The organism is Pilimelia columellifera subsp. columellifera (assembly GCF_039532605.1).
GTDB classification, from domain to species: domain Bacteria; phylum Actinomycetota; class Actinomycetes; order Mycobacteriales; family Micromonosporaceae; genus Pilimelia; species Pilimelia columellifera.
In genome coordinates this window covers 1-3,918 of sequence record NZ_BAAARY010000054.1, presented here as the reverse complement: position 1 = coordinate 3,918, position 3,918 = coordinate 1, and the positions used below count along the sequence as shown (strand labels likewise).

The 3,918-nt window shown below is 67.9% G+C and carries 4 protein-coding genes and 2 pseudogenes; 4 read left to right on the top strand and 2 right to left on the bottom strand.

Annotated elements, in window-relative coordinates; all coding sequences use genetic code 11:
* Positions 1-35: 35 nt before the first annotated feature.
* Genes ABD287_RS18205 through ABD287_RS18195 form a run of 3 tightly spaced genes read left to right on the top strand, consistent with a single transcriptional unit; the run spans position 36 to position 1,057 of the window.
* Complete coding sequence (locus tag ABD287_RS18205; RefSeq protein WP_344174735.1) at positions 36-305, top strand: relaxase domain-containing protein; 270 nt, start codon at positions 36-38, stop codon at positions 303-305.
* A gap of 15 nt (positions 306-320) precedes the next feature.
* Positions 321-800, top strand: coding sequence for a Tn3 family transposase (locus ABD287_RS18200; RefSeq protein WP_344174732.1), 480 nt, complete (start codon positions 321-323; stop codon positions 798-800).
* On the top strand, positions 707-1,057 hold the full coding sequence (locus ABD287_RS18195) for a Tn3 family transposase (RefSeq protein ID WP_344174729.1): 351 nt from the start codon (positions 707-709) through the stop codon (positions 1,055-1,057). The genes ABD287_RS18200 and ABD287_RS18195 overlap by 94 nt, the downstream gene beginning before the upstream one ends.
* Positions 1,058-1,255: 198 nt before the next feature.
* Here ABD287_RS18195 and ABD287_RS18190 read toward each other — a convergent pair.
* A pseudogene (locus tag ABD287_RS18190) lies at positions 1,256-1,804 on the bottom strand (TioE family transcriptional regulator); the annotation flags it as partial.
* Between the two features lie 208 nt (positions 1,805-2,012).
* A pseudogene (locus ABD287_RS18185) lies at positions 2,013-2,336 on the bottom strand (DUF6194 family protein); the annotation flags it as partial.
* Between the two features lie 144 nt (positions 2,337-2,480).
* Here ABD287_RS18185 and ABD287_RS18180 point away from each other — a divergent pair.
* The gene (locus ABD287_RS18180) at positions 2,481-3,869 is read left to right on the top strand and encodes a DUF4158 domain-containing protein (protein ID WP_344174727.1); all 1,389 of its coding nucleotides are present in this window, start codon (positions 2,481-2,483) and stop codon (positions 3,867-3,869) included.
* Positions 3,870-3,918: the final 49 nt, after the last annotated feature.

The following is a 3,918-nucleotide window of genomic DNA, read 5'->3' as shown; positions in this document are numbered from 1 at the left end:
CGTAGCCGACTGCACGCCCCGCTTTTGGGCTGAAAGTGCGCACCGGCCCGCCACCGTCATCCTGGCTCGCGGAGATCCTGCGCGCGGCACAGCATCGCGAGGAACTCGGCGTTCACATCGACGCCGAGGTGGAGGCGGTGCTGCTGCTCGCTGTCCACGACGGCCTATTTAGCAGCCGGCGGGTCGCCACGTCCGGCATGTTGGGGTGGCTGACCACGCACCGCACCGCACGGCCGACGCCCGGGGCCGCGCCCGATCCGCACCTGCACGCGCATGTCACCCTGATCAACTTGGCCCGTGACTAAGAGCGACGGCCGGAGGTGTTCATTTCCGATACCGGCTCGTACTCCGACATGGTGTTCGGGCTGCTCAAGCTGCTGGGCGTGGACTACCGGCCGGAACTGGCTGGCCTGCCCGACCAGCGGCTGTGGCGCACCGTCCGCGCGGCCGACTACGGTCCGCTCGACACCGCGTCACGGAGCCTGATCGACCTGGAGAAGATCAAACGCCACTGGTCCGACATCCTGCGCATCGCCGCGTCCGTGCACACCGGGGCGGTAGCCGCGTCGGAAGTGATGCGCATCCTGCAACGCGGCGGCAATCCAACCCAGCTCGGCGACGCCCTGGCCCACTTCGGCCGGATCTTCAAGACGCTGCACGTCCTGTCCTCGTCGACCGGGAGCAGTACCGGCGCGACATCAAGCGGATGCGCAACCTGCAGGAGGAACGCCATCGGCTGGCCAAGTACATCTGCCACGGCCGTCGCGGCGAACTCCGCGAGAAGTATCACGCGGGGATGAAGGACCAACTCGGCGCCCTCGGCCTGGTCGTCAACTGCGTCGCTCTATGGAACACCGTCTATCTGGACCGCATCCTGGCCACGCTGCGCGAATCCGGCTACCCGGTGCTCGACGAGGACGTGCTGCGCATCCACCCCTACTGGTACGCCCACATCAACGTGCACGGCCATTACTCGTTCCAGCCGCTGCAACTGGCCGAAGGTATCGGGCGACGACCGCTGCGGGACCCAGGCAACCCCGACTCCGACGAGGAGTGAGCGCGGGTGAAGGCCCAGTGCTCGGGGGTTACGCGATCCACCCCACCACGGCCCAGGTGCTGCCGAGGATGCGAGGCCCGAGGGCGATTGCGCCGTCCTGTCCGGACGTGCCCGCGGCGGCCCTGGGCCGTGTCCGTCCTGGGGCCATCCGCTGGGCAACCCGACCGGGCAGCACCCGCGTAGCGTGCCGAAACCCGCTCACCCATCAGACGAGGTGGGAGGGTTGCCGTGAGTCCGCCCCAGGAAGGTTAGGTAGTCAGCGAGGCGGGCGGATCCGGTGAGCATCGCCCGGCCGCGGGCCGTAAGCCGCTCCCGCCACTGATCGATCGAGGCCGCCAGCGGGCCGGGCCCACCGGCGGTGTGAACGTGCTCGATCACGGCCGCGATGTGCTCCAGCGGGTAACCGCCGCGGCGTAGCAGATGAGCGAGCTCGGCGTCGCGCACGTCATCGGGTGAGTAGATCCGTGCGGTCCGTGACCGTGCCGGGGCCAGGATCCCGGCGCGTTCCCATGTGCGCAGTGTGGCTGGGGTGACACCGAGCCGGTGGGCGAGGACACCGACCGAGACAGGCCCGTCCGGACCTGGGGTGGCCGGCGGGGACGACGCCAGCACCACAGCCGCCGAGGCGACCCGGTCCACGGTCTCCCGATCGCGTTGAAGCTGCACATGGGCGGTGTCGATCACGGCCAAGGCCGTCGCGAGGTCGCCGCGGAGCACCGACTTCATGATCTCACCGGCCGCACGGTGCGGGATCGCCCGGCGATCGTGACGGCCAGCCTAGACTATTAAAAGTTTAGCAATATCGGTAATTCTGCAATTGCAACCAGTCAGCATCTCCCCTCTCACCCTTGCACCATAATGACCGTTATGGTGCAAGGGGGAGAGGGGAGTGATCCTGAGAGATTGGGGGGTGCCTGAGTCGGGACCGGAGGCATGGGCCCCCGCAGCAGCTCGCCTACGAGTTCTGGCTGCTGCGGTGCTCACGGTCGGCGCTGCGGGAACGTGCCTGTGCCACCAGTCGTGTCACTTCGTCCGCGGTGGCTGGGCCTGGGTTGACCACGCTCGCCCAGCCCTGCACGGCGTAGGCCGGATGTGGCATCAGCCGGTCTGTCTCCGCGAAGTCGAGCTTGTCGCGGTGTGCGGCGGACTCCTCCGGGCCGTAGCCGAACAGGTTACGGAACTCGGCGCGGCCCACCTCGATGTTGAGCCGGTACCGTCCGGGCTCGGACAGGCGGGACCGCTCGTCGAAGTCCGGGACGTCGTGCCCGACGATCGTGGCCCCCGACTGGTGATCTTGTAAAAACTAGCGGTAAGGCTGGTCAGAGGGCCTGCGGTGGAGGCTTCCTGGGCCCGATCGTTGTTCTGGGGTGGGCACCTTGGCAGGGCTGGCGGTCGCGGTGGCGAGCCCTTATGTTGACCATCGATGTCAGATGATGATGATGACGACGGTGCGGGACGATTTCTTACTGCTGGCCAGATCGAGGCGTATGGGCGTTTCGTGGGGACGCCCGCCGTTGAGGATCTGGAGCGGTTCTTCCTGCTGGACGATGTCGATCTGAAGCTGGTCCGGGGGCGGCGTGGGGCGGCGAACCGGTTGGGGTTCGCGTTGCAGCTGACCACGGTGCGGTTCTTGGGGACGTTCCTGGATGATCCGCTCGCGGTGCCGGATGCGGTGCTGGAGTATCTGGCCGGGCAGTTGGGGATCCGGCGGCCGGGTGTGGTGCGCGATTACCTGATGCGGGAGATGACCCGGTTCGAGCATCGCTGGGAGATCCAGGCTACGGACGGGTGGCAGGAGTTCTCCGAGGTCACCGATGAGTTGACGCGGTGGATCGATCGGCGGGCGTGGGCGACTGGTGAGGGTCGTAAGGCGATCTTCGATCGGGCGGTGCCGTGGTTGCGGCAGCGGCGGGTGCTGCTGCCGGCGTTGGTGCCGCTGACTCGGCTGGTAGGTCGGGTGGTTCAGCAGTCGCATCTGCGGTTGTGGGAGACGCTGCTGGAGCTGGTGACCGCGGAGCAGGCGGTGTTGCTGCTGAAGCTGGTGGAGGTTGCGGAGGGGCAGCGGATCTCGGCGTTGGAGTGGCTGCGGCGGGAGCCGACCGGGGACACGGCAACGGCGCTGGTCAAGGCGCTGAGCCGGGTGGCGGAGGTGGCCGGGATCGGTTTGGGTGGCGTGGACATGTCTGTGGTGCCGCAGCGGCGGGTGGTGGATCTGGCCCGGGTGGGGATGACGGCGAATGCGACGGCGTTGCGGATGCGGACGCCGTACGCCAAGCGGGTGGCCACGTTGCTGGCCACGATCGTCTATCTGGAGGGCAAGGCCACCGACGATGCCTTGGAGATGTTCGACGTGGTGATGACCACCCAGTTGCTGGCCCGGGCGCAGCGGGAGTCGGCCAAGGACCAGGCCAAGCGGTATACGCGGGTGTCGCGGGAGGCGAGCAAGCTGGCCGCCGCGATGGAGGTGGTGCTGACGGCCACCGAGGCGGAGCAGGACATGCCGATCGCCCGGATGTGGGATCTGATCGAGGACGTGGTGCCGCGCTCGGAGTTGCGGGCGGCGGTGGCGCTGATCCACGAGGTGGCGCCGCCGGGTGCGGATCCGGAGCAGGAGTGGCAGACGGCGCTGGCTGCCCGGTTCCCGGTGGCGCGCAAGTTCGTGCGGCTACTGGCCGAGACGATCGAGTTCGGGGCGACCGCGGACGCCGCCGCGGTGCTGATCGCGTTGAACGGGTTGCCGGACCTTCTGGACGCGCGGCCGAGTAAGACCGTGTGTCATTTGGGGTTGTTGCAGCGCCTGGTCGTTCGTTGAGCTGGTGTGGATGATGTTCAGAAGTACTGCCCCGAACCGTTGTGGCAGA

Bases quoted from the DNA above. Each gene is read 5' to 3' on its own strand.
- ABD287_RS18195 (WP_344174729.1), top strand. From the start codon at position 707: ATGCGCAACCTGCAGGAGGAACGCCATCGGCTGGCCAAGTACATCTGC.
- ABD287_RS18180 (WP_344174727.1), top strand. From the start codon at position 2,481: ATGTCAGATGATGATGATGACGACGGTGCGGGACGATTTCTTACTGCT.